The sequence below is a fragment of the Micromonospora sp. NPDC005174 genome, from assembly GCF_040608495.1.
GTDB lineage: Bacteria > Actinomycetota > Actinomycetes > Mycobacteriales > Micromonosporaceae > Micromonospora.
Genome location: NZ_JBEXIJ010000047.1, coordinates 1 through 21,680, shown reverse-complemented (window position 1 = coordinate 21,680; position 21,680 = coordinate 1). Strand labels below are relative to the sequence as shown.

General features: G+C 72.5%; 22 protein-coding genes and 1 pseudogene. 16 read left to right on the top strand and 7 right to left on the bottom strand.

Annotated features, from left to right (window positions below):
• Positions 1-68 precede the first annotated feature (68 nt).
• The 7 genes from ABZU91_RS30940 to ABZU91_RS30910 all read left to right on the top strand — a co-directional run bounded on the left by ABZU91_RS30940 (position 69) and on the right by ABZU91_RS30910 (position 7,543).
• Positions 69-803: a TIGR03936 family radical SAM-associated protein gene (locus tag ABZU91_RS30940; protein WP_355248239.1), complete on the top strand. Its 735-nt coding sequence runs from the start codon at positions 69-71 to the stop codon at positions 801-803.
• A gap of 131 nt (positions 804-934) precedes the next feature.
• Positions 935-4,033: an Rne/Rng family ribonuclease gene (locus ABZU91_RS30935; protein ID WP_355248236.1), complete on the top strand. Its 3,099-nt coding sequence runs from the start codon at positions 935-937 to the stop codon at positions 4,031-4,033.
• Positions 4,034-4,200: 167 nt separating this feature from the next.
• Entirely contained in the window at positions 4,201-4,707 is a 507-nt protein-coding gene (locus ABZU91_RS30930) for a hypothetical protein (RefSeq protein WP_355248233.1), read from the top strand.
• Between the two features lie 166 nt (positions 4,708-4,873).
• Entirely contained in the window at positions 4,874-5,188 is a 315-nt protein-coding gene (gene rplU / locus ABZU91_RS30925) for a 50S ribosomal protein L21 (protein ID WP_007464063.1), read from the top strand.
• A gap of 11 nt (positions 5,189-5,199) precedes the next feature.
• Positions 5,200-5,454: a 50S ribosomal protein L27 gene (rpmA, locus tag ABZU91_RS30920; RefSeq protein WP_074313740.1), complete on the top strand. Its 255-nt coding sequence runs from the start codon at positions 5,200-5,202 to the stop codon at positions 5,452-5,454.
• A gap of 93 nt (positions 5,455-5,547) precedes the next feature.
• The gene (obgE, locus tag ABZU91_RS30915; protein WP_355248230.1) at positions 5,548-7,023 is read left to right on the top strand and encodes a GTPase ObgE; all 1,476 of its coding nucleotides are present in this window, start codon (positions 5,548-5,550) and stop codon (positions 7,021-7,023) included.
• A 70-nt stretch (positions 7,024-7,093) separates the two neighbouring features.
• The gene (locus tag ABZU91_RS30910) at positions 7,094-7,543 is read left to right on the top strand and encodes a GNAT family N-acetyltransferase (RefSeq protein WP_355248227.1); all 450 of its coding nucleotides are present in this window, start codon (positions 7,094-7,096) and stop codon (positions 7,541-7,543) included.
• Positions 7,544-7,606: 63 nt separating this feature from the next.
• Here ABZU91_RS30910 and ABZU91_RS30905 read toward each other — a convergent pair.
• Positions 7,607-7,855 (bottom strand): annotated as a pseudogene (locus ABZU91_RS30905) (DUF6766 family protein); the annotation flags it as partial.
• A gap of 75 nt (positions 7,856-7,930) precedes the next feature.
• Positions 7,931-8,422: a DUF4383 domain-containing protein gene (locus ABZU91_RS30900; protein WP_355248224.1), complete on the bottom strand. Its 492-nt coding sequence runs from the start codon at positions 8,420-8,422 to the stop codon at positions 7,931-7,933.
• 231 nt (positions 8,423-8,653) lie between these two features.
• Here ABZU91_RS30900 and ABZU91_RS30895 point away from each other — a divergent pair, with 231 nt between their 5' ends.
• From ABZU91_RS30895 to ABZU91_RS30885, 3 genes are read left to right on the top strand one after another with little or no spacing between them, the layout of a single operon-like run.
• Positions 8,654-9,451, top strand: a complete 798-nt coding sequence (locus ABZU91_RS30895) for a hypothetical protein (RefSeq protein ID WP_355248221.1) — start codon at positions 8,654-8,656, stop codon at positions 9,449-9,451.
• A 31-nt stretch (positions 9,452-9,482) separates the two neighbouring features.
• Positions 9,483-9,950 carry a phage holin family protein gene (locus ABZU91_RS30890; RefSeq protein ID WP_355248218.1) on the top strand — a complete coding sequence of 156 codons (468 nt, stop codon included), beginning with the start codon at positions 9,483-9,485 and terminating at the stop codon, positions 9,948-9,950.
• On the top strand, positions 9,947-10,597 hold the full coding sequence (locus ABZU91_RS30885; RefSeq protein ID WP_355248216.1) for a DUF3618 domain-containing protein: 651 nt from the start codon (positions 9,947-9,949) through the stop codon (positions 10,595-10,597). Before ABZU91_RS30890 ends, ABZU91_RS30885 begins: the two co-directional genes overlap by 4 nt.
• Positions 10,598-10,686: 89 nt before the next feature.
• Here ABZU91_RS30885 and ABZU91_RS30880 read toward each other — a convergent pair whose 3' ends face one another.
• Positions 10,687-11,757: a glycosyltransferase gene (locus ABZU91_RS30880; protein WP_355248213.1), complete on the bottom strand. Its 1,071-nt coding sequence runs from the start codon at positions 11,755-11,757 to the stop codon at positions 10,687-10,689.
• Positions 11,758-11,879: 122 nt separating this feature from the next.
• A complete protein-coding gene (locus ABZU91_RS30875) occupies positions 11,880-13,121 on the bottom strand; it encodes a cytochrome P450 (RefSeq protein WP_355248211.1) in 1,242 nt (413 codons plus the stop codon).
• A gap of 220 nt (positions 13,122-13,341) precedes the next feature.
• Between ABZU91_RS30875 and ABZU91_RS30870 the strand changes: the two genes are divergently transcribed.
• A complete protein-coding gene (locus tag ABZU91_RS30870) occupies positions 13,342-13,737 on the top strand; it encodes a hypothetical protein (RefSeq protein WP_355248208.1) in 396 nt (131 codons plus the stop codon).
• A 133-nt stretch (positions 13,738-13,870) separates the two neighbouring features.
• Here the strand turns inward: ABZU91_RS30870 and ABZU91_RS30865 are convergent, their stop codons facing one another.
• A complete protein-coding gene (locus ABZU91_RS30865; protein WP_355248205.1) occupies positions 13,871-14,089 on the bottom strand; it encodes a DUF397 domain-containing protein in 219 nt (72 codons plus the stop codon).
• A gap of 69 nt (positions 14,090-14,158) precedes the next feature.
• On the opposite strand from ABZU91_RS30865, the gene pepN reads away from it, so the two are divergent.
• A complete protein-coding gene (pepN, locus tag ABZU91_RS30860; RefSeq protein WP_355248202.1) occupies positions 14,159-16,675 on the top strand; it encodes an aminopeptidase N in 2,517 nt (838 codons plus the stop codon).
• 57 nt (positions 16,676-16,732) lie between these two features.
• On the opposite strand, the gene ABZU91_RS30855 is transcribed toward pepN, so the two are convergent.
• The gene (locus ABZU91_RS30855; protein WP_355248199.1) at positions 16,733-17,947 is read right to left on the bottom strand and encodes an FAD-dependent monooxygenase; all 1,215 of its coding nucleotides are present in this window, start codon (positions 17,945-17,947) and stop codon (positions 16,733-16,735) included.
• 159 nt (positions 17,948-18,106) lie between these two features.
• Entirely contained in the window at positions 18,107-18,766 is a 660-nt protein-coding gene (locus ABZU91_RS30850; RefSeq protein WP_355248196.1) for a PadR family transcriptional regulator, read from the bottom strand.
• 106 nt (positions 18,767-18,872) lie between these two features.
• On the opposite strand from ABZU91_RS30850, the gene nadD reads away from it, so the two are divergent.
• From nadD to ABZU91_RS30830, 4 genes are all read left to right on the top strand, one after another.
• The gene (gene nadD, locus ABZU91_RS30845; RefSeq protein ID WP_355248193.1) at positions 18,873-19,469 is read left to right on the top strand and encodes a nicotinate-nucleotide adenylyltransferase; all 597 of its coding nucleotides are present in this window, start codon (positions 18,873-18,875) and stop codon (positions 19,467-19,469) included.
• Between the two features lie 110 nt (positions 19,470-19,579).
• Positions 19,580-19,987 (top strand): ribosome silencing factor, encoded by a 408-nt coding sequence (gene rsfS / locus ABZU91_RS30840; protein ID WP_355053184.1) that lies wholly within the window; start codon positions 19,580-19,582, stop codon positions 19,985-19,987.
• Positions 19,984-20,613 (top strand): histidine phosphatase family protein, encoded by a 630-nt coding sequence (locus ABZU91_RS30835; RefSeq protein WP_355248190.1) that lies wholly within the window; start codon positions 19,984-19,986, stop codon positions 20,611-20,613. Before rsfS ends, ABZU91_RS30835 begins: the two co-directional genes overlap by 4 nt.
• A 59-nt stretch (positions 20,614-20,672) precedes the next feature.
• Positions 20,673-21,527, top strand: coding sequence for a DegV family protein (locus ABZU91_RS30830; RefSeq protein ID WP_355248188.1), 855 nt, complete (start codon positions 20,673-20,675; stop codon positions 21,525-21,527).
• Positions 21,528-21,680: the final 153 nt, after the last annotated feature.

The following is a 21,680-nucleotide window of genomic DNA, read 5'->3' as shown; positions in this document are numbered from 1 at the left end:
GGTGCTGAGTTTCGAGGAGCGAGACGATCAGTAAGAGAAACCAGCCGGAGGGTGGGCAGGCGCCGGTCGTGCAGCGCGCCCGCATCCGGTACGCCAAGCGCGGCCCGCTGCGGTTCACCTCGCACCGGGACTTCGCCCGGGCCTTCGAGCGCGCGCTGCGCCGTGCCGCCGTTCCGATCGCCTTCTCCCAGGGCTTCACCCCGCACCCGAAGATCTCCTACGCCAGCGCCGCTCCTACCGGGGTGGCGAGCGAGGCGGAGTACCTGGAGATCGGCCTCCAGGCGGCGGTCGAACCGGAGGCGCTGCGCGCCGCGCTCGACGCGGCGCTCTCGCCGGGGCTGGACGTGCTGGAGGTGGTGATCGCCGAAGGTGGCAGTCTGGCCGACCGCATCGAGGCCTCGCACTGGCGCATCGAGCTGCCCGAGGTCGACGCGACGACGCTGCGGGCGGCCGTGGACGCCTTCACCGCCGCCGACGAGGTTCTGGTCGAGCGGATGACCAAGCAGGGGCGACGGACTTTCGACGCCCGCGCGGCCGTCATGTCCATCGATGTCCTGGCCCCGACGCCGGCACCTTCCGGGGTGCCGGCCGTACCGTGTGCGATACTCGAACTGGTCGTGCGGCAGGTCACCCCGTCCGTACGGCCCGATGACGTCCTTTCCGGCCTCCGCGTGGTGGCCGACCTGGAGCCGCCGGTCTCGCCGAGGGTGACCCGGCTGGCTCAGGGCACGCTGACCGCGCAGGGAGCGATCGTGGATCCGTTGGATGCGGACCGCGACGGGGCAGCCATCGTTGGGCACTGACCGACGGTCAGGGCTCTTGTCGGCAGACTTCGGCGGTCGCGCACCACGCGCGTCCGGCGGAAACACTTTTGCGGCGACCCTGCGTGGCAGCGCTCACCCGCGCCCGGGGCAGCCAGAACTGGAGAACGTCCATGCTCGAGAACGAGCCCGAGGGCGGCGAACGGACCGGTTCGCAGCCGGCCGGCGACACCGCTGAGCAGAGCAGCACCACCGACGGCACCGCCGGCACTCCTTCGGCGGCGGGCGCGGAACAGCCCGCTGCCGAGAGCGTCGAGCCCGCAGCGCCGCCGCGACGGGCGCGGGCCACCCGGCGACGGGCCGCACCGCTCAACCAGCCGGAGCAGGCCGAGGCGCCCGTCGAGGCGTCCACCGGTGGAGTCGGCGCCGTCGAGTCGCCGCAGGCGGAGGTCTTCGCCCCGATCTCCGGCGACCTGGACGTCGCCCCGAAGGCTCCCCGACGCCGTCGCAAGGCCGCTCCCGTCGAGACGACCGCCGAGGAGCCGCTGGTCGCGGCCAGCGCCGAGCTGGCCTCGCCCGAGGTCGTCCCGCCGGTCAAGGTGACCCGCACCCGGCGCAAGAAGGCGACGCCCGCCGTCACCGAGCCCGAGCCCACCGCCGTCACCGAGCCCGCCGCGTCGGCGGAGCCCGAGCCCGCCGCCGTCACCGAGCCTGAGCCCGCCCCGGCCGACGAGCCTGCCGCCGAGACGCCGGCCGAGTCCGACCTGCGCGAGGCGGAAGCCGAGCTGGACGAGGAGCAGACCCCGACCGGCCCGACCACCGAGCAGGCGTTCGGCGACGTGGAGCCCGGTGTCGCCGTGGCCAACGTCGTCGACGAGCCGGTCGAGCCCGCCGAGGTCGTCGAGGCCGCGCCGCCGAAGACCCGCCGCCGGCGCGCCGCGCTCTCCGCGCCCACCGTGCTGTTCATGGCGCCGCAGCCGGACGCCGTGCCGGTGGTCGGTCCGGTGGAGCCCACTCCGATCGCCGAGGAACCGGTCGTCGAGGCCGAGCCGTCCCGTCGACGTCGGCGCGCTCGCCGTGACGCGGAGCCGGTGGAGCCGGTCGAGGTCATCGAGGCCGAGGAGGAGCCGACCGAGGAGGTCGAGGAGGCCACCGAGGCGGACGAGGACGACGAGGACAGCGCCGCCGCACGCCGTCGCCGCCGCCGGGGTCGCCGTGGCCGTGGCCGGGGCAAGGGCGGTGCCGACGACGCCGAGGACGAGGAGTCCGACGAGGCGGCGCAGGCCGAGGAGGAAGAGACCGCCGAGGCCGAGGGTGACGAGGACGAGGAGTCCGAGGGCGGGGACGGGATGACCCGTCGTCGCCGTCGCCGTCGCCGCCGGGGTGCGGGTGACACCGAGGGTGCCGCCGACGACGGCGTGCCGACCGTCGTCAAGATCCGCGAGCCCCGCAAGACCGTCGACGAGGTCCAGGGTGTGTCGGGCTCGACCCGGCTGGAGGCCAAGCGTCAGCGTCGGCGGGACGGCCGGGAGCAGCGGCGTACGCGCCCGCCGATCCTCAGCGAGTCGGAGTTCCTGGCCCGCCGGGAGGCGGTGGACCGGGTGATGGCGGTCCGGCAGCGCGGCGACCGCACCCAGATCGCGGTCCTGGAGGACGGCGTGCTGGTCGAGCACTACGTCACCCGCAACTCCTCGGGCACCATGGCCGGCAACGTCTACCTGGGCAAGGTGCAGAACGTGCTGCCCAGCATGGAGGCGGCGTTCGTCGACGTCGGCCGGGGCCGCAACGCGGTGCTCTACGCCGGCGAGGTCAACTGGGACACCTCCGGGCTGGAGGGGCGTGCCCGCTCGATCGAACAGGCGCTGCGCTCCGGTGACTCGGTCCTGGTCCAGGTCACCAAGGACCCGATCGGGCACAAGGGCGCGCGACTCACCAGTCACATCGCTCTCTCCGGTCGGCACCTGGTCTACGTGCCCAACGGCAACGCGTCCGGTATCAGCCGGAAGCTGCCGGACATCGAGCGCAAGCGGCTCCGCGACGTGCTCAAGAAGCTGGTCCCGGACGGCGCGGGCGTGATCGTCCGTACGGCCGCCGAGGGCGCCAGCGAGGACGAGCTGGCCCGCGACGTCAAGCGGTTGCAGGCGCAGTGGGAGGACATCCAGGCCAAGGCCGCCGAGGGCGGCGCTCCGGTGCTGCTCTACGAGGAGCCCGACCTGGTCATCCGGGTGGTCCGAGACCTGTTCAACGAGGACTTCCGCGAGCTCGTGATCGAGGGCGAGCAGTCGTACGGCATGGTCGAGTCGTACCTGTCGCACGTCTCCCCGGACCTGGTCGACCGCGTTCGTCGGCACGTCGGCACGAACGACGTGTTCGCCGAGTACCGGATCGACGAGCAGATCATCAAGGGCCTGGACCGCAAGGTGTTCCTGCCTTCCGGTGGCTCGCTGGTGATCGACAAGACCGAGGCCATGACGGTCGTCGACGTGAACACCGGCAAGTACATCGGCTCCGGCGGCAACCTGGAGGAGACGGTCACCCGCAACAACCTGGAGGCGGCGGAGGAGATCGTCCGCCAGCTCCGGCTGCGGGACATCGGCGGTATCGTGGTGATCGACTTCATCGACATGGTGCTCGAGTCGAACCGGGAGCTGGTGCTGCGTCGACTCACCGAGTGCCTGGGTCGGGACCGCACCAAGCACCAGGTGACCGAGATCACGTCACTCGGTCTGGTGCAGATGACCCGTAAGCGGATCGGCGCGGGCCTGCTGGAGGCGTTCAGCGAGACCTGCGAGTGCTGCAAGGGCCGGGGCGTCATCATGCACACCGAGCCGGTATCGGAAAAGCCGCGCAACGGCGGGGCCGCGGAGAAGGTCAAGGCGGTGGCGTCGTCGGCTCCGGCCGCGCCGGCCGCGCCGGCCGCGCCGGCCGCGCCGGCTGGGGAGAACGGCACGCCGTCCTCCCGTCGCCGGGCGCGCAAGAGCGCCCCGGCCGAGCGCGCGGTGGTCGAGGTCGTTGACACCGACACCCGCGCCGAACCGGACGCCGACTACCAGGACACCATGGGGTACGACCTGTCCCGCTACGAGACGGAGACGGAGGCCGCTCCGGCGGTGTCCGACAGTCAGCGGGGTGAGTCGGTCCGACTGGCCGCAGCGGACGACCCGGACGCTCTCGCCGACGTCGACGCCGACGGCGACGAGGAGGCCACCGAGGGTGGTGCCGGACGTCGCCGCTCCCGCCGGGGTGGCACCCGTCGGCGGACCCGCCCCTGACGGCTGATCGGCCCGCCGTCTCTGACGGCTGATCGGCCCGCCGTCTCTGACGGCTGACCGGCCTGGTGTTTGACGAGGTCCCTTTTCCGGCAATGTGTCGGGGGAGGGACCTCGCCGCTCCGGTCACCCCCGACCCGGTAGTGGTCGGCCCCGGTCAGGAGAAGAAGATGCGTCGCCTGCTCGCTCGTACCCTGCTGGTGGCCGTGCTCGTCGCCGCAGGGGGCTGCTCGGACGGCCGGCCCGGTGACGCGGGCCCGGTCGGCGTGACCGGCGGCTCCGACCCGTCGGCGTCGGCCGCGGGGTCCGGAGGATCGACCGGTACTCCGGTGGGTGGCGCTGTGCTGGGCGGCGACGCCCAGGTCTGCGCGGAGGCGCAGCGGGCCGGCGCCACCGCCGTCCGGGAGTACGTGGCGGAGGTGGGCCGCATGCTCGCGGCGGTGGGCGCGGGCGACACCGTCACGGCCAGCGCGGCCCGCGACGGGGCACAGGCGGCTCTGGCCGGCTGGCGGGCCGCGCTGCGAGAGCAGGGGACACGGGCGGCCGACGCGCAGCTCAAGACGCTTCTCAGTGACCTCGGCACGGAGGTCGCCGCGCTCGGCGTCGACGTCGAGTCGATCGACGAGACCGAGCTGGACCGGCTCCAACAGCGCCTCGATCAGCTCTGCGCCGGTTGACCAGGGCGGGCCGGTTTGGGGTCCACGCCGGCAATGGCGTACTCTTGCCTGCGGCCCACCTTTCGTGTGCCGAGTTCCCGCGTGCCCGCGCCGCCGTGCACTGCTACCCGGCGAGCCGCCGCGGGGACGACCGCCAGCAGCCTCAACGACAGGGAGTCCGCCTCCGATGTACGCGATCGTCAAGACCGGCGGCAAGCAGTACAAGGTCGCCGAGGGCGACGTGATCGAGGTCGAGAAGCTCACCGGTGCTCCCGGTGACGCGGTGAAGCTCACCGCGGTGCTCCTCGTCGACGGTGACGACCTGGTGACCGACGCGGCGAAGCTTGCCGAGGTCGCGGTGTCCGGCGAGATCGCCGCGCACACCAAGGGCCCGAAGATCCGGATCCACAAGTTCAAGAACAAGACCGGCTACCACAAGCGCCAGGGTCACCGCCAGCCGTTGACCCAGGTCAAGGTGACCGGCATCTCCAGCGGGAAGTAGGTCGTCCTCCAATGGCTCACAAAAAGGGTGCGTCCAGCTCGCGTAACGGTCGCGATTCCGCGGCCCAGCGACTCGGCGTGAAGCGCTTCGGTGGTCAGGTCGTCAGCGCCGGTGAGATCCTCATCCGGCAGCGTGGCACCAAGTTCCACCCCGGTGACCTGGTCGGCCGTGGCGGCGACGACACGCTGTTCGCGCTGTCGGCCGGTGCGGTCCTGTTCGGCACCAAGCGCGGTCGCAAGACCGTCAGCATCGTTCCGCAGCAGTAGTTCTCTTCGCTGGGCGGGCCGCGGACCTCCGGGTCCCGGCCCGCTTCGCTTTTTCGAAGTGCGGGGTCGACCCTCGCTGGAAGGATTGACGCCGTGGCGACGTTCGTTGACCGGGTCGTCCTGCATCTGCAGGCCGGTGATGGTGGGCACGGTTGTGTCTCCATCCACCGCGAGAAGTTCAAGCCCTTCGGCGGGCCGGACGGTGGCAACGGCGGGCACGGCGGCAGCGTGTCGCTGGTCGTCGACCCGCAGGTGACCACGCTGCTCGACTTCCACTTCCACCCGCACGTCAAGGCCGACAACGGCAAGGGCGGCGCCGGGTCGAACCGGGACGGGGCCAACGGCCACAACCTGGTGCTGAAGGTGCCCAACGGCACCGTGGTCCAGACCACCGACGGCACCGTGCTCGCCGACATGGTCGGCGCGGGCACCACCTTCGAGGTGGCCCGCGGCGGGCGCGGCGGGCGCGGCAACGCGTCGTTGGCCAACGCCAAGCGCAAGGCTCCGGGCTTCGCCGAGTTGGGCGAGCCCGGCGACCAGCTGGACATCGTGCTGGAGCTGAAGAGCGTCGCCGACGTGGGCCTGGTGGGCTTCCCGTCGGCGGGTAAGTCGTCGCTGATCTCGGTGATCTCCGCCGCGAAGCCGAAGATCGCCGACTACCCGTTCACCACTCTCGTGCCCAACCTCGGTGTGGTCCGGATGGACAACCACACCTTCACCGTCGCCGACGTGCCGGGCCTGATCCCGGGCGCGGCCACCGGCAAGGGCCTGGGCCTGGAGTTCCTGCGGCACATCGAGCGCTGCGCGGTGCTGGTGCACGTCATCGACTCGGCCACGCTGGAGCCCGGCCGTGACCCGGTCGCCGACATCGACGCCATCGAGGCCGAGCTGAGCCAGTACGGCGGCCTGACCGACCGCCCACGGCTGGTGGCCGTCAACAAGGTCGACGTGCCGGACGGCCGGGACCTCGCCGAGATCGTCCGCCCGGACCTCGAGGAGCGCGGTTACCGGGTGTTCGAGGTCTCCGCGGCCACCCGGGAGGGGCTCAAGGAGCTGACGTACGCCATGGCCGAGCTGGTCGAGGCGGAGCGTAAGGCGGCCCCGCCGGCCGAGCCGACCCGGATCGTGATCCGTCCGATGGCCGTGGACGACGCCGGCTTCACCATCACCGCCGAGGCCGACGGCTCGTTCACGGTGCGCGGTGTAAGCCCGGAGCGGTGGGTCAAGCAGACGAACTTCGACAACGACGAGGCGGTTGGTTACCTCGCCGACCGGCTGGCCCGGCTCGGCGTGGAGGACAAGCTCGCCAAGGCCGGCGCTGAGCCCGGTGACCTGGTCCGGATCGGTGCGCGCGAGTTCGACTGGCAGCCGACGCTGTACGCGGGCGTCGAGTTCGTGCCCGGCAACCGGGGCACCGACCTACGCCTGGAGGACAAGTCGAACCGGTCCTCGGCCGCGGAGCGGCTGGCAGCCCGCAAGGCCCGCCGGGTGCGCTCGGCGGACGAGGTGGGCGCGGACTCGTCCGACGACGACGTCGAGGACATCGAGGACGAGGACGACGCCGAGTAGCCGGTTGCGCTCCGTGATCGGGTCGACTGCTGGAAACCTGCGCGAAATCCTCCCCGCCTAGCGTCGGGTGATGCTGATCGAGTCGCGACCCGCCACCGATCCCGAGATCGCCGCCCTGACCCTCGCACAGCAGCGTGAGCTGCGTGAGGCCGACGGCGGGTTGGACGGGCAGGTCACCCTCACCCACGATGACATCTGCTATCTGGCGGTGGTGGTGAACGGTCGGGCGGTCGCCTGTGGTGGGCTCCAGTCGCTCGACGCCGTCACCGGCGAGGTCAAGCGGATGTACGTCCGACCGGCGTACCGGGGAAGGGGCATCGCCCGTCAACTGCTCGCCGCCCTGGAGGAGTGCGCGTTCCGGCAGGGGCACTCGGTGGTCCGCCTGGAGACCGGCACGTACCTGCCGGCGGCCACCGGGCTGTACACGTCGTGCGGCTACGAACCGATCCCGGTGTACGGCGAGTACGTCGGCAACCCGTACAGCGTCTGCTTCGCCAAGCGGCTCCCGGTCGCGGCCTGACGCCTCCCGGTGGCCCTCAGGCGCCGGTCTCGGCGTGCGCACGCTGATCGGCGGCGCGCCGCTCTGCAACGCCTGCTCCTCGTTGTACGCGGCCGTGCCACCGAGCAGGTGACCGACGAACGAACCGGCGAAGATCAGCAGCAGCGCGAGGGACAGGCTGTTGCGGTAGACCACCAGTGGAAGCCCACCGGCGCGTACCGGCCACGGCGACTGGGCGGCGGCCCGGCGCTCGTCGTCCTCGGGTCGGTCGGTCTGGTCCACCGGCTTCGACTCGGCCGAGCCCCGCTGCACCAGATAGGCGGTGAGCAGCACCTACCCGCCCATCTGGAGGAACTCGGACTCCCAATTCTCGAAGACCGCCTCATGTCAAACGTGTGAATCGGCAGCTCAGGGCCTGTCGATCGGGCTGTCCAGGCGTCCGCCGGTGCCCGCCGCGTTGGACAGCAGCAGCCCGAGCGCGAGCATGCCGAAGCCGAGGGCGAGGTGCAGCCAGTTGTCGGCGTCGTTGACCGGCAGGATGTTCGCGCCGCCGTCCTCATCGACCGCCTCGATGGCCAGCCCGTACAGCCAGAGGGCCAGGTAGATCGCGCCGCCGCCAGCCAGGAATAGTCGGGCGCCGGCGACGCTGCGGGCCAGCGCCAGGCCCACCAGCCCGAACAGCAGGTGCACCGCGTTGTGCAGGATCGACACCTGGAACACGCCGAGCAGTTTGGCGTCCGAGTGGTGCCCGGCGAAGGTCAGCTCGCCGTAGTCGGTGGTGATGCCGGGGATGTAGCCGAGGATGCCGATCAGCAGGAAGATCCCGGCCACGACCAGCGCCGCCACCTGCACCCGGGGTCGGGGCGTGGCAGGTCGGCCACCCCGCGCGTCTCGTGCCATCCCTGCCCCCTCCGGTGGATCTGCCGGTCCCGCGAACCTCACTGTCCGCAGCGGCGACGTGACGCAGCCCGACGATCCTCCATTTTGAAGTCGTCACCGGCGGCCGCGCAGAGAAATGCATGAACAGGTATGGAAGCCAAAACGCAGGGTAGGTGAGTTGTCAGCGGCCACGGCGACACGGCCGCGACCCCCCAGCACAACCGCGACGACTTTCCGAGCGGAAGGGAAATCATGACTTACGATCTGTCACCCACGTCTTCCACGTACGGGCAGGAGTCCACCAACGGCGGCGGCGTCCGCGAGCAGGCTCGCCACGTCGGCTCCGAGGCGGCACACGCCGGCGGCGCGGTCGCCCAGACCGCGAAGGAGCAGGGCGCCGAGGTCGGCCGCGAGGCCGCCCGGCAGGCCCGCAACCTCTACGGCGAGGCCCGCAGCCAGCTCGCCAGCCAGACCGGTGAGCAGCAGCGCCGGGCGGCGGGCGGCCTGCGGTCGATCGCCGACGAGATGCGCTCGATGGCCGAGCAGGGCGGCCAGGCCGGCCCGGTGAGCGAGCTGGCCCGCCAGGCCGCCAACCGGGTGCACGGTGTGGCCGGCTGGCTCGAGGAGCGCCAGCCCGGCGACCTGATCAACGAGGTACGCGACTACGCGCGGCGCAACCCGGGCACCTTCCTGGTCGGCGCGGCGGTGCTGGGCGTGCTGGCCGGTCGCCTGACCCGGGGCATCTCCGCCGCCGGTGACGACTCCGGCAACGGTTCCGCGGGCTACCGCGGCGCGGGGGCGTACGACCCGGAGCGCACCGCGGTGATCCCCACGCCGCCGCCGGCGCCCCGTACGACCCCGGACGTGACCCCGGCCGGTGGCTACCTCGACCCGACCCCGGGCACGTACACCGAGCCGACCTCGGGCGGTTACGCCGACCCGACTCCGGGCGGCTACAGCGAGCCGGCCAGCACCGGTCAGCCGCTGCCGCCGGTGACCCAGACCGACCCGCTGCCGGGCGTGCCGTCCAGCGGCAGCCCCCGCCCGTGAGGCGCCGAGTCATCCGAAGGGAGGCGGCGGCATGACCATGCCGACGCAGGGGTCCGGCCTGGACTCCGGTTACCACCCGGACGCGGGTGCCCCGCACACCGCGGCCGAGGTGAAAGGCAGCTCGCTCGGTGACCTGATGCGTCAGGTCACCACCGACCTGTCGACGCTGATGCGCCAGGAGGTCGAGCTGGCGAAGGCCGAGATCCGTCAGGAGGGCAAGAAGGCCGGCAAGGCGGCGGGCCTCTTCGGCGGCGCCGGATTCGGCGGCTACATGGTGGCCCTCTTCGTGTCCATCGCGATCTGGCAGTTCCTGGACAACGTCATGGACTCCGGTCTCGCCGCGCTGATCGTGGCCGTGGTCTGGGCCGTGGTCGCCGCCGTCCTCTACTCGGCGGCCAAGAAGAACGCCCAGCACGTACGCGGGCTCAAGCAGACCAACGACAGCGTGCAGCGCATCCCCGACGCGCTCAAGCCCCACCCGGAGGGAGTCACCCGATGAGCACCGATCCCGACCAGATCCGCCGGGAGATCGAAGCCACCCGCAACAGCCTCAGCTCCGATGTGGACGCGCTGGCGTACAAGGTCAGCCCGAGCCGCATCGTCGACGACCGCAAGCAGCGGGCCCGTTCCGCGCTGCAGAATGTGAGGGACAAGGTCATGGGAACCGCGTCTGACCTCGGCCACGGCACCGGTCACGCCGCCCAGTCGGTTGGTGACCGTGCCTCGTCGGCGGCGTCCAGCGTCAGCGACGCCGCGCACTCGGCGGCCTCCTCCGTCGGCGACGCCGCCCACAGCGCGCCCCGGGTGATCCGGGAGAAGTCGCAGGGCAACCCCCTCGCCGCCGGCCTGATCGCCTTCGGCGTGGGCTGGCTGGCCTCCTCGCTGATCCCGGCCTCCCGCCGGGAGCAGCAGGCCGCCGCGCAGGTCAAGGAGAAGGTCAGCGAGCACAGCGGTGTCGTCAAGGAGAAGCTAAGCGAGGTGGCCAGCGAGCTCAAGGACGAGCTGCGCGAGCCGGCCCAGCACGCCGCCGACTCGGTACGGTCCACCGCCCAGGACGCCGTGCACGCGGTCAAGGACGACGGGAAGTCGGCCGCCCAGGACGTCAAGGACCAGGCCCAGCAGGCCCGCCAGCAGGTCGGTTCCTGACGACCACCGACACCGACGACGGCTCGTGACCACCCCGGTGGCGCGAGCCGTCGTCGTATCTCCCCGCGATCTTGCAGTTTCTGCTGTGGTTATGTCGACTTGTGGGGCTTCTGCCCCCGCAGAAAGTGCAAGATCGCGGGGAGCTGGAGGTGGGCTGCTCTCGGGATTCTGGTTTCGCCATACCGGACGCCGCCGAACAGCAGGCGCTGGGTGAGCGCCAGCCAGCTACAGATACCGCGCTCCAGCAGCCAGAGCGGGGCGGCCAGCGAGGTGCTCGGTGGGAAGACGGCAGCCCCGGCGGCGCGGCGGCGACCCGCCTCGGCCAGGGCCACGACGACGATGACCGTCGTGCCGAGCAGCAGCCGGGGCTGGCGGGACGCGACCACCGCCGTCAGCGCGGGCAGGACCGCGAGCGCGGTCAGCAGACGGGCCGGCTGGGCCAGATCGTCGTACGCCTGGCGGACCCGCTGGCCCCGAAAGTGCGCCGCGTCGGGCGGCAGTCGGCGGACGTACAGCCAGGGTGGCGCGGCCTCGATCCCGCCGTACGTGCGGACGGTGTGGATCAGCTCCAGGTTCTCGAAGAGCACGTCCGGGTCGTACCCGCCCATGGCGAGGAACGTGCTGCGGCGTACGGCGAGGGTGCCGGGGTAGTCGTTCCCGAGCGCCCGGTTGAGCAGCGTCCGGCCGGTGTCCCACCAGGCGTGCCAGGGCAGGGGATCGAAGTAGTTCTGCGGCCGGACCAGGTCGAACCGGTCCAGTAGCCGGTGCACCGCGTGGAGCCCGGCCTCGTCGTACCGGACGTCGTCGTCGGCGATCACCACGTGTTCGTGGCGCGCCGCGCCGACCCCGGTGTGCACCCCCACCACCTTGCCGTTGAGTCCCCGTCCGGCGGGGTCGGGTCGCAGGTGCCGGACCAGCCCGCGCCAGGCCGCCGCGTGCCGGGCGAACAGCTCCGGGGGTGACCCGTCCACCACGAGCACCTCGACGAGACCGCTCAGCCGGCGCAGGTAGCCGGTCAGCTCGTCCAGGCCGGTGTCGGCGTGCCAGCGCAGCGGCAGGACGTACGCCATCGGCAGGACCGTCGAGAGCGTGGCGGTCGGTTGTGTGCCGGTGTCGACCGGCCCGCCCCGCCGGGCGTCACCGGTGGCGGGAGAGGGCATCGGCGTCTCCTGTGCAGGCGGTGTGCGGCGTGCGGTGGACGGGACGCCGCTGCACCTGCCCGCCGGGCGGCCGTCCAAACCCGGACGAAGCCTCGACAGTCGCGCCCACCGGTGGGATCGGGTCAGAAGCGGCGGATGTTGGTGAGGGTCATGCCGCTGGGTGGCAACGCGGGCATGCGATGCAGGTCCAGGCGCAGATCCTGCGGCGGTACGTCGTAGCGCATGTCGCTGGTCAAATGGGTGACGGCCCGCTTCATCAGGTCGATCGTGATCCACTCGCCGGCGCAGCGGTGCCCGGTGTGGTCGCCGCCGCCCTGCGCGATCAGCTCGAACGGGTCCACGCGGCGGTTGGCGAACCGCTCGGGGCGGAACAGCTCCGGTTCGGGCCAGAGTGCCGGGTGGTGGTTCGTGCCGTAGAGGTCGAGCAGGACCCGCCGGCCCTGCGGAAAGTGGTGGCCCTCCCAGTCGAAGGAGCGCCGGACCCGGGCCGCGGCCATCGGGAAGAACGGGTAGTAGCGGCGCACCTCCTGGACGAACTGTTCGGTGGCCGCGTCGTCGCCGTGGACCCGCTGCCGCCAGCCGGGATGGTCGCGCAGGGCGAGCGCGGCGAAGACGACGTACCGGTCCACGGCGACAGTGGGGCGCAGCAGGTTGAGCAGTTCGACGGCGGCGACCCGACGGGGGAGCAGCGTCCCGTGCGCGTCGCGGTGCTCGGCGATGACCCGCAGCGGGCTGCCGGCCGGGGCCGGGTGGATGCCGACGCGGGTCTGCTCGACGAGGTCGCCGATCCAGCGTTCGGCGCGACGGCGGGCGAGCAGGCCCCGCCAGTGCCGTGGGCCGACGACCGCCGGGCCCTCGATCATGGCGTGCAGCTGGACGGCGCGGCGGTCGACCTGCGACGTGGCCAGCGGCACCCCGGCCCAGGCGCAGACCACCCGGGTCAGCAACCGGCCCAGCTCGTCGTAGAGCCGCACCGCGCCGGTCGCCTCCCAGGCGGGAATCCGCGCCTGCCACTCGGCGTCGAAGAGGTGCCCGAGCTGCGCGATCGAGGTCGGTGTCATGATCGACATGAGCATCGCCTTGCGGTCGGTGTGCTCCGCGCCGTCCAGTCCCTGCACGCCGCCCCGGCCGGTGAGCGTCCGCTGCACCCGCAGCGGCATGGCGCTCTCGCGGCGGAAGCGCTCCTCGTCGTAGAACAGCATCGCGGCCGGTCGACCCCGCAGGCAGATGGTCGGCGCGAGCAGGATGCGGGTCGAGAAGGCGTCGCTGCCGTGGCGGTCGCAGCGCTCACCGATGAACCGGTAGCCGGCGCGCAGCAGCGCGAGGGTGCTGTCCGGGCTGCGGTCGGCCGGCATGGTCGCCATCGGGCCCCCCTGGTGGTTCCGGCGGCGGCCGGCGTCGCCGCCGTGGCCCGTCTACCCTCGTGGCCGTCGCGCAATCCCCGCGTCGACAGCGCGTCCGCTGGCCCCTCCCACGGGCGACGGAACCTGGTTGGCTAGCCGGTGGGGCCGCCGCCAGCCGGCATCGCGGGTCGGCTGGCGCGACCCCGGGTGGGCCGACGGCCACGACCACGGGGAGGACGAGATGCACGACAACAGGTCACCACGCTGGCGGCAGCGACGGGCGGTCGAGGCGCCGGGTCCGGCCCGTGCCACGCGGCCACTGCTCGGGCCGCCCGGTCGGTCGACACGACCGCGCCGGTTCTTCACCGTGCACCTGGGCTTCACCGCGCCGGGCACGGCCGACGCCCGTGAGCAGGCAGTGGCGTACGCGGAGGCGTTGAGCCTGCTCCGCCCGGAGGTGGCGCTCGGCGCGGCGGCCCTGTCGCCGGCCGACGCCTGGCAACGGGCCGCGCGGCTGTTCTGCGGTGCGGTCGGCCCGGACGGCGAGCGCTGCGTCGACGTCGCCGACCACCCCGGCTTCCACCACGCGCCCGGGCCTGGCGGTCTCGGCTGGGGTGACGGTGACCAGTGCGACTGAGGAGCCGCGCCGTGCTCGGCGTGGCGTCACCGGTCCGGCCCGGCGCGTCCACCCGACCGGGCGGTCATCGCACGTCGCCCGAGCCGGCGTCCTCGACATCGAAGGGCCGGCACGGGCGACGAGCGGCGTCGGGTCAGTCCAGGTCGAACTCGCCGTCCTGCGCGCCGGCGACGAACGCGTCCCACTCCGCCTGGGTGAAGACCAGCACCGGGCCCTCCGGCTCGGCGGAGTTGCGCATCCCGATCAGGTCGTCCACGAAGGCGACCTCGACGGCGCTCTCGGAGGCGTCCCCCTCGGCCCGTTGCCAGACCGCACGGGAGAGGTCGAAATCGCCCTTGGGGTGCTGCGCCATGCTTCTTTCCTCCACTGCCGGGGGTCAGGTGGGGACCGCTCGCCGATCCCCATCGGGCAGGATAAGCGGATGCCGAGCCTGACCCGTGTAGAGGCGACCGCGCGTGGCGCGGCGATTACTGTCGAGTCCTATCAGGTGGACCTCGACCTGACCGGCGACGGCGACCTGTTCCGGTCCCGCGTCGAGATCCGGTTCCGGGCGACCGCCGGCACCGCCACCTTCGCCGAGGTCAAGCCCGCCAACCTCCTCGCGGTACGCCTCAACGACCGTCCCGTCGACCCCGCCACGCTGAGCGACAACCGGTTGCCGCTGGCTGATCTCGACACGACGAACACCCTCGTCGTCGAGGCGGAGATGGCGTACTCCAACGCCGGGGAGGGGATGCACCGCTTCGTCGACCCGGCCGACGGCGAGACCTACCTCTACGCGGTGACGTTCCTCGACAACGTCCAGCGCATCTTCGCCGCGTTCGACCAGCCCGACCTCAAGGCGCCGTTCACCCTCTCGGTCACCGCGCCGGCGGGCTGGACGGTCTCCAGCAACGCCGAGGTGGCCGCCAATCCGGCCCCGGGGCGTTGGGAGTTCGCCCCGAGCGCGCCACTGTCCACGTACTTCTTCTCCCTGATCGCGGGGCCGTACCACGTGCGGCGGGCCGAGCACGACGGTGTGCCGATGGCGATCTACTGTCGCCGGTCGCTGGCCGAGCACCTGGACGCCGACGCCGAGGAGATCTTCACCATCACCGGGCAGTGCCTCGACCGGTTCCACCAGCTCTTCGCGGAGCGTTACCCGTTCGGCAAGTACGACCAGGCGTTCGTGCCCGAGTTCAACGCCGGCGCGATGGAAAATCCGGGCATCATCACCTTGCGCGACGACTACGTGTTCCGCTCGGCGGTCACCGACACCCAGCGCGAGCAACGGGCCACCACGATCGCGCACGAGATGGCGCACATGTGGTTCGGTGACCTGGTCACCATGCGCTGGTGGGACGACCTGTGGCTCAACGAGTCCTTCGCGGAGTACCTGGGCACTCGGGTAACCGCCGAGGCGACCCGCTTCGGCCAGTCGTGGACCACGTTCGCCATGCGCCGCAAGGCCTGGGGGTACGCGGCCGACCAGCGCCCCTCCACCCATCCCGTCGCGCCGCCGGAGGTGGCCGACGCCGACGAGGGCCTGCTCAACTTCGACGGCATCTCGTACGCCAAGGGCGCCGCCGTGCTACGGCAACTTGTCGCGTGGCTCGGCGACGAGGCGTTCCTGGCAGGCCTCAACGCGCACTTCGCCGCGCACCGGTTCGGCAACGCCACCCTCGCCGACCTGCTCGCCAGCCTGAGCACCGCCAGCGGTCGGGACCTGTCCGGTTGGGCCGAGCTGTGGCTACGCCGGCCGCAGGTCAACACGTTGCGTGCCGAGGTCGGCGTCGACGCCGACGGCCGCTACACCGAGGTCGCCGTGGTGCAGACCGCCCCCGAGTCGTACCCGGTGCTGCGTCCCCACCGCATCGGCGTGGGCCGGTACGCGGCGGACGGCACCGTGCGGCGCGACGAGGTGGATCTCGACCCGGCGGTCGACGGCGGCCGTACCGTGCTCGGCGCGTTGGCCGGCGAGCCGGCGGCGCAGTTGCTGCTGCCCAACGACGGTGACCTGACGTTCGCCAAGGTTCGCCTCGACCCGGCGTCGGTGGAGGCCGTCGCGCTGGTCCTGCCGGGGCTGGCCGATTCGCTCACGCGGGCGGTGCTCTGGGGCGAGGCCCTGGACGCGGTGACCGACGGTGAACGGCCGGTGGGTGGTCTGGTCGACCTGATGGTCGCGGCGCTGCCCGCCGAGACCGAGGTGATCATCGCGGAGGACGTGCTGACCCTCAGCCGGTCGCTGGTGGACCGCTACCTCGACCCGCTGGCTCGTTCGGCGGCGCTGGCACGAGTCGCCGGAGCGTGCCGGCGCCTGCTCGACGGGGCGCCGGCGGGGGAGTCGTTGCAGCTCGCCGCCGCGCGGGGCTGGATCTCCGCGACGACCGACAGTGACCTGCTCGTCGGTTGGCTCGCCGGCCGGGACGTACCGACCGGGCTGAAGGTCGACGCGGAGCTGCGCTGGGCCGTGCTGCGCCGGCTCGTGGTGCTGGGCGCGGCGGGCGCGGAGGAGATCGCCGCCGAGACGAGTGTCGACGTCAGCTCGGCCGGCGCGGAACGGGCCGCCCGTTGCCGGGCCGCGCTGCCCGACCCGGCCGCGAAAGAGGCGGCATGGGAGATCATCGTGCGCGACAGCGAGCTGTCCAACCGGCTGCTGGAGGCGACGGCGGAGGGGTTCTGGCAGCCCGAGCAGGCCGACCTGACCACCGCGTACGTCGAGAGATACTTCACCGAGATGCCGGCCGCCGCTCGTCGGCGTACCCCCTGGACGGCCGACCGGGTGGCGAAGCTGGCGTTTCCCCACTACGCCGTGGCGCAGCCGACCCGGGAGGCGGCCGTGGCGCTGCTGGCCTGCGACGACCTCACGCCGGGCCTGCGGCGGGTGGTCACCGACGCCGACGACGACCTGCGGCGGGCGCTCGTCGCCCGGACGGCGGTGGCCGCCGCCGCGGCCTGAGGCCGCTCCCGCCGGTCGGGCGCGAGGTGGCCTGGCGGCCACCCCGCGCCCCCGCGTTCAGCGCAGGGCGGGTTCCGCCGTGACCGGGGCGTCGAAGTCGATGGTGTAGCGCTGCTCGTGGGCGATGGTCCGTTCCGGGTCCATCGCCGTCCGCACGAGCAGCGGCATCAGCAGCGGCATCAGCGTCCGGGCGACCGGCCCGGGTGCCTTCGTGTGGTTGATCCGAGCCGCACGGGCGGCGACCTTCTCGACCCGGGTGCGACGCAGCCGCACGTACGCCTCGAAGGCCGACGTCACGTCGGGGAGGTCCCGCAGGCAGCGGGCGAGCTGCACCGCGCTCTCGATGGCGAGCGAAGCGCCCTGCCCGGAGCTGTTCGACGGCGCGTGCGCGGCGTCACCGACCAGCACCATGCGGCCCCGGTGCCAGTGCGGCACGGGCGGCATGATCTGCAACGCGCCGCCCACCTGGAGATCCTCGGCGGCGCTGGTGGCCATCAGCTCCCGACCCGGGTCGTCGTCGCCGTAGGTGGCTCGCAACGTGTCCAGCCACTGCCGCGCCGGCACCGCACGGGCCTCGACGATGCTCATCGGCCGCTGCCCCGGAAGGTTGGCACCCCAGCGGGTGCCGCCACCCGGCTCGGGCCAGTACAGGTAGTAGCCCCGCCGCCCGAAGGCGAACGTCATGGTGCCCGGCTCGGCGTCCACCTCGTGCCGGGCGACCGCCTCGAAGCCGAGCAGCCCGGTGAACCGGGGGCCGGGCGCGGCCGGGTCGATGAGGCCACGGACCGTGGACCGGATGCCGTCCGCGCCGACCAGGACGTCGGCGCTGGCCGTGCTGCCGTCCTCGAAACGGGCGGTGACGCCGCCGTCGGTCTCCTCGACGCCGACCAGTCGCTTGCCGTACGCGAAGGTGACGCCCTCGGCGACAGCCCGGTCGTGCAGCAGCCGGTGCAGCTCGGCCCGGTGCACCACGCGCAGCGGCGGCACCCCGGCCAGCATCGGCAGGTCGATGCGCCGGGAGCCGACGGCCATGACGCTGCGGTGGATTCCGGTGGCGATCGCGGTCACCGCCTCGTCCGCGCCGACCGCCCGCAGGGCGGCCACGCCGTTGGGCGCGAGCGCGAGGGTGCCGCCGATGCCGCCCACCCCGCCGGCGGTCTCCGGGTACGCCTCGGCGATGGTGACGGTGATGCCGGCGCGGCGTAGCGCGAGGGCTGTCACCGGCCCGGCGATGCCGCCGCCGATGACGATCGCGGTTCGTACCGTTGTCATGCTGTCTCTCCCTGGGTCGTCGCGTGGGTGCGTACGAACCGACCTGGGAGGGGACCCGGTTATCCTCGTGGTTGCCGCGTCGGGCCGGGTGCCTGCTCAGGTGCCGGTTCGAGGTAGGGCTCCGGCGGGGTGTTGGCGCACCCCGCCGGAGCTGTCTTGTCAGTCGGCGCTGTCGGGGTCTCTGCTGGTCCTTTCGGCCAGCTCGATCAGCTCGGCCGGCATCTCGCCGGTCTCGTGGAAGGCCCGCCAGGTGTCCAGCCCCGGGTAGCTGCCCGAGGTGAGCTCCGCGAGCAGGGCCCGCAGCCAGGCCGCTTCGGCGTCCCGGATGGCCAGGTCGTACTCGGTCTCCACCAGGAACAGTCGCGGGATCTCCCGCAGGTGGGCGTCGAGCGTCTCGCGGTCGCGCCGGAGCGCGTCGTCCAGCCGTTCGAGCCGCTGCCGGAGGAGGTCGGTGGCCTCGTCGGGATGCAGTGCGGCGAGCACCGAGAGGCCGGCCCGGAAGCGGGGATGCTCCGACATCGGCGTGCCGACCAGCTCGCGCGCCCAGTCGACCAGCTCGGCCCGTCCCGCGTCCGTGATCCGGTAGACGGTGCGTTCCGGTCGTCGGCCCTCGCGCACGCTCTCCACGGCGGCGATCAACCGGTGTTTGTCCAGGTTGCGGATCACCGTGTAGAAGGAGCCCCACTTGAACTCCATGTCCTGGTCCTTGCCCCAGGCGCGCAGCGTGCTGGCCATCTCGTAGGGGTGCATGGGCCGCTGGACGAGGGCGGAGAGCACGGCCAGTGCCAGCAGGTTGCCGACCTTGCGTCGCTTCGGCATGACGCACCTCCCAAATACTCGTGGACGAGTATACGCATACGAGTATTCGCGTCACCAGCCCTCGGGCCGCCAGGACCGGCGCGCACGGCCGGCCTACGATCACGGGGTGGAGGAAGATATCCGGCGGATCGGGATCATGGGTGGCACCTTCGACCCGATCCACCACGGGCACCTCGTCGCGGCCAGCGAGGTCGCGGACCGGTTCGGCCTGGACGAGGTGGTCTTCGTCCCGACCGGGCAGCCGTGGCAGAAGGCTGACGAGCCGGTCAGTCCCGCCGAGGACCGGTACCTCATGACGGTCATCGCCACCGCCTCCAACCCCCGCTTCCAGGTCAGCCGCGTCGACATCGACCGCAGCGGACCGACGTACACGGTCGACACGTTGCGCGACCTCCAGGCCGAGTACGGTCCCAAGGTCCAGCTCTTCTTCATCACCGGCGCGGACGCGCTGCAACGCATCCTGTCCTGGAAGGACCTGGACGAGATCTTCGAGCTGGCGCACTTCATCGGCGTGACCCGGCCCGGTTTCGCGCTTACCGACAAGCACCTCCCGGCGGACACGGTCAGCCTGGTCCAGGTGCCGGCGATGTCCATCTCGTCGACGGACTGCCGCGCCCGGGTCGCCCGGGGTGAACCCGTCTGGTATCTGGTGCCCGACGGTGTGGTGCAGTACATCGCCAAGCGACGCCTCTATCAGCCCTGATTGCGCCCGGTATACGCCGTTTCGTGCGCCTAACCGACCAGAACTGACGGGTCGGGACCTCGCCGGGTGTGAGACGCTTGGAGGATCGCACGCCTGATCGAAGGAGAACGGTGACAGTTTCCGAACGCGCGCACGAGCTGGCGATCGCCGCCGCCCAGGCAGCCGCCGACAAGAAGGCGCAGGACATCGCGATCATCGACGTCGGCGACCAGCTCGCCATCACCGACGCGTTCCTGCTCGCCGCCGCCCCGAACGAGCGTCAGGTGCTCGCCATCGTCGACGCCATCGAGGAGCGCCTGCTGGAGCTTCCGGAGAAGGCCAAGCCGATCCGGCGCGAAGGCGAGCGCGGCGGCCGTTGGGTGCTGCTCGACTACGTCGACATCGTGGTGCACGTCCAGCACACCGAGGAGCGCGAGTTCTACGGGCTCGACCGCCTCTGGAAGGACTGCCCCACCATCCCGTTCGTCGACCGCGACCTGGTCGAGGCCGACGCCAGCGGGTCCGCCGCGGCCGAATGACCCGGCTGATCGTCTGGCGGCACGGCAACACCGACTGGAACGCCGCCAACCGCGTCCAGGGGCAGACCGACGTACCCCTCAACGACCTGGGCCGCGACCAGGCCCGCGCCGCCGCGCCGCTGCTCGCGTCGCTGCGACCCGATGCCATCGTGTCCAGCGACCTGAGCCGCGCCGCGGACACCGCCGGCGCGCTGGCCGCGCTGACCGGGCTGCCGGTACGCACCGACGCGCGGCTGCGCGAGCGGTACTTCGGCCAGTGGCAGGGCCTGCACCTCACCGAGGTGGCCGAGCGTTTCCCCGCCGAGTACGCCCGTTGGCGGGCCGGCGACCCGGCCCCGGGGGCGGATCTGGAGCCGCTGCACGACCTCGGTGAGCGGGTGGCCGCAGCACTCCTGGCGGCGGCCGACGCGACCCCCGGCGGGACCGTCGTCATCGCCACCCACGGTGGGGGCTCCCGCCAGGGCATCGGTCACCTGCTCGGCTGGCCCGCCGACGTGCTGCGCACCATCGGCTCGCTGGCCAACTGCCACTGGACGGAACTGCAGCACGACGACGTTCGAGGTTGGCAGCTCCGCGGTCACAACGTCGGGCTCGTCACCGCGCCGGCCGTCGTCGACGCGGTCTGAGCGCGCGACCGACCCGCGCACCTCGGCGCACCGGGTCGTGATCGGCTAGCGTGCCGGGCATGCCCGTCGCGGTCGTCACCGACTCCACCGCCTACCTCCCGCCCGAGCTGGTGCGGCGGCACCGGCTGACCGTCGTCCCGCTGACCGTCGTGCTCAACGGCGCGGAGGGGCTGGAGGGAGTGGAGACGCAGCCCGCCGACGCCACCCGCGCACTGGGCGAGCGGCGGGTGTCGGCCAGCACCTCCCGCCCCGCGCCCGAGCAGTTCGCCCGGACGTACCGCCGCCTCCTGGACGACGGCGCCGACGGCATCGTCTCGGTGCACCTGTCCGCCGGCCTGTCCGGCACCGTCGAGGCGGCCCGGCTCGCCGCCGTCGACGTCGACGGCCGGGTCGAGGTCGTCGACAGCCGCTCGACCGGCATGGGGCTCGGCTTTCCGGCCATCGCCGCCGCCACCGCCGCCCACGCCGGAGCGGACCTGGCCGGCGTACGCGACGCGGCGCTCGCCGCCGTCGCCCGGACCACCGTCTGGTTCTACGTCGACACGCTGGAGTTCCTCCGCCGGGGCGGCCGGATCAACGCCGCCGAGGCGCTGTTCGGCACCGCCCTCTCGGTCAAGCCGATCATGCACATGCCGGACGGGACGATCGTGCTGCGCGAGAAGGTGCGTACCGCCAGTCGGGGAGTGGCCCGACTCGTGGACCTGGCCGTCGAGGCGGCCGGCGACGACGACGTCGACCTCGGCGTACACCATCTGGCCGCACCTGAGCGCGCCGATGCGCTGCTCGCCGCGCTCACCGTGCGTCTCGGCGAGCGCCTGCACGACACGTACGTCTCCGAGGCGGGCGCGGTGGTCGCCGCGCACGCCGGGCCGGGTCTGGCCTGCGTGGTCGTCCACCGTCGGCCCCGGAGCTGACGCGGTGGCCACCGCCTGTGTGGTGACCGGCGCCGGCCGTGCCGCCTCCGGTTCGTGACGACCCGGAGGCGGGCCGTCGCGGTCGCGGCCCTCGCGGTAGCAGGCTGCGCCGAGAGCAACCGCGACGACAATTCCAGCGGTAGCAAGAAGGAC

Coding starts and splice junctions, on each gene's coding strand:
- ABZU91_RS30900 (WP_355248224.1), bottom strand. CDS start 8,422: ATGGCACGAGACGCGCGGGGTGGCCGACCTGCCACGCCCCGACCCCGG.
- ABZU91_RS30910 (WP_355248227.1), top strand. CDS start 7,094: ATGCTGATCGAGTCGCGACCCGCCACCGATCCCGAGATCGCCGCCCTG.
- pepN (WP_355248202.1), top strand. CDS start 14,159: ATGCCGAGCCTGACCCGTGTAGAGGCGACCGCGCGTGGCGCGGCGATT.
- ABZU91_RS30895 (WP_355248221.1), top strand. CDS start 8,654: ATGACTTACGATCTGTCACCCACGTCTTCCACGTACGGGCAGGAGTCC.
- ABZU91_RS30935 (WP_355248236.1), top strand. CDS start 935: ATGCTCGAGAACGAGCCCGAGGGCGGCGAACGGACCGGTTCGCAGCCG.
- ABZU91_RS30855 (WP_355248199.1), bottom strand. CDS start 17,947: ATGACAACGGTACGAACCGCGATCGTCATCGGCGGCGGCATCGCCGGG.
- ABZU91_RS30885 (WP_355248216.1), top strand. CDS start 9,947: ATGAGCACCGATCCCGACCAGATCCGCCGGGAGATCGAAGCCACCCGC.
- ABZU91_RS30835 (WP_355248190.1), top strand. CDS start 19,984: ATGACCCGGCTGATCGTCTGGCGGCACGGCAACACCGACTGGAACGCC.
- ABZU91_RS30830 (WP_355248188.1), top strand. CDS start 20,673: ATGCCCGTCGCGGTCGTCACCGACTCCACCGCCTACCTCCCGCCCGAG.
- ABZU91_RS30890 (WP_355248218.1), top strand. CDS start 9,483: ATGACCATGCCGACGCAGGGGTCCGGCCTGGACTCCGGTTACCACCCG.
- ABZU91_RS30850 (WP_355248196.1), bottom strand. CDS start 18,766: ATGCCGAAGCGACGCAAGGTCGGCAACCTGCTGGCACTGGCCGTGCTC.
- rplU (WP_007464063.1), top strand. CDS start 4,874: ATGTACGCGATCGTCAAGACCGGCGGCAAGCAGTACAAGGTCGCCGAG.
- ABZU91_RS30930 (WP_355248233.1), top strand. CDS start 4,201: ATGCGTCGCCTGCTCGCTCGTACCCTGCTGGTGGCCGTGCTCGTCGCC.
- ABZU91_RS30865 (WP_355248205.1), bottom strand. CDS start 14,089: ATGGCGCAGCACCCCAAGGGCGATTTCGACCTCTCCCGTGCGGTCTGG.
- ABZU91_RS30875 (WP_355248211.1), bottom strand. CDS start 13,121: ATGGCGACCATGCCGGCCGACCGCAGCCCGGACAGCACCCTCGCGCTG.
- rpmA (WP_074313740.1), top strand. CDS start 5,200: ATGGCTCACAAAAAGGGTGCGTCCAGCTCGCGTAACGGTCGCGATTCC.
- ABZU91_RS30880 (WP_355248213.1), bottom strand. CDS start 11,757: ATGCCCTCTCCCGCCACCGGTGACGCCCGGCGGGGCGGGCCGGTCGAC.
- ABZU91_RS30870 (WP_355248208.1), top strand. CDS start 13,342: ATGCACGACAACAGGTCACCACGCTGGCGGCAGCGACGGGCGGTCGAG.